General features: G+C 68.6%; 2 protein-coding genes. One reads left to right on the top strand and one right to left on the bottom strand.

Features of this window, described 5'->3' with window-relative positions; genetic code table 11:
- A partial coding sequence (locus tag ACFWN1_RS33375) for a rodlin (RefSeq protein WP_384370549.1) occupies window positions 1-361 on the bottom strand: 361 nt, incomplete at its 3' end.
- Between the two features lie 279 nt (window positions 362-640).
- Here ACFWN1_RS33375 and ACFWN1_RS33370 point away from each other — a divergent pair.
- Entirely contained in the window at window positions 641-1,051 is a 411-nt protein-coding gene (locus ACFWN1_RS33370) for a rodlin (protein WP_384370546.1), read from the top strand.
- Window positions 1,052-1,182 lie beyond the last annotated feature (131 nt).

The raw sequence follows: 1,182 nt of genomic DNA, 5'->3' as shown, positions 1-1,182 counted from the left end.
GGTGCGACAGCGGCTCGTCGCCCTTGGCCTGGGTGGAGTTCTCGACGCACTGCTGGTTCTGCGGCGAGGACAGGATCGGGATGTCCTGCACGCCGACGTTGAGCAGACCCACCAGGGACTGCGCGTTGAGCTTCGCGGGCAGGCCGATGCAGGGCTTGTTCAGCGAACCCTGGACGAGCGCCAGCTGCGGGCTCATGTTGCCGTACGTCGCGGAGTTGCCGAACGCCTGGGAGGCGCCGTTGCCGCTGAAGGACGTCGTACCGGTGTCGTTGCCGATGGCCAGGGCCGGCGACGCGGCGGCGGCGGAGACGCCCGCAACGGACGCGGCGACCGCGGCGACGGCCAGAACCTTCTTGATCACTTGCGATTCCCTTCTGGAGAAACCCCGTCCATCGGAGTGCCCGGCTCAACTCCCGGTCCGGGCGGGGGGTTGCTCCGGTTCACCCGGACGGCCCACGGGCGCGCAGGAAATCGGCCGCCGCCGTCAGCCGAATTCCGTCTCCTCCGTGCACCCGAAAAGATCCGATCGGGTGACTTGCCGCAACCAATCGGCGCCCTCCCGGTTGATGTCTCCGCAGGAACGAACGTCTGGCGACCAGCCAGGAAAGCGTCTGGCGAACAGCCAGGAAAGGAAAGCGAAATGCTGAAGAAGGCAATGGCCGCGGCGGCGGTCGCCGCGTCCTTCGTGGGCGTGTCGGCGGCGGCGGCCCCCCAGGCGCTTGCCATCGGCAACGACACGGGCACCACGTCGTTCAGCGGCAACGGCGCCTCGGAGGCGTTCGGCAACAACGTGACCGGCGGCAACCTCAGCCCGCAGGCCACGCTCGTGCAGGGCTCCCTGAACAAGCTCTGCGTCGGCCTGCCGGCCAAGGCGAACATCCAGTCCGTGCTGGCCCTGGTCAACGTCGGCATCCAGGACATCCCCGTCCTGTCCTCGCCGCAGAACCAGCAGTGCGCCGAGAACTCCACCCAGGCGAAGAACGACGAGCCGCTGTCGCACCTGGTCGACGACGTCTCCGTCCTCGCGGGCAACGGCGTCGCCAACAACTGACACACACTCAAGGTCCGGGAACCGCCCGGCGGCACGGGGAATCCGTGGCCGCCGGGCGGGGTTCGTCACCCGTTTCCAGGACTCGCGGATTGCGCCGCCCGGTCCAATCCCCGGGGGCGGTCGAGTGAAAT

Source organism: Streptomyces sp. NPDC058459, from assembly GCF_042721685.1.
Taxonomy (GTDB): Bacteria; Actinomycetota; Actinomycetes; order Streptomycetales; family Streptomycetaceae; genus Streptomyces.
The sequence above is the reverse complement of the archived record's forward strand: the minus strand, read 5'-3'. Positions and strand labels throughout refer to the sequence as shown.

Excerpts from the sequence above, each read along its gene's own strand:
- ACFWN1_RS33370 (WP_384370546.1), top strand. The coding sequence starts at position 641 with ATGCTGAAGAAGGCAATGGCCGCGGCGGCGGTCGCCGCGTCCTTCGTG.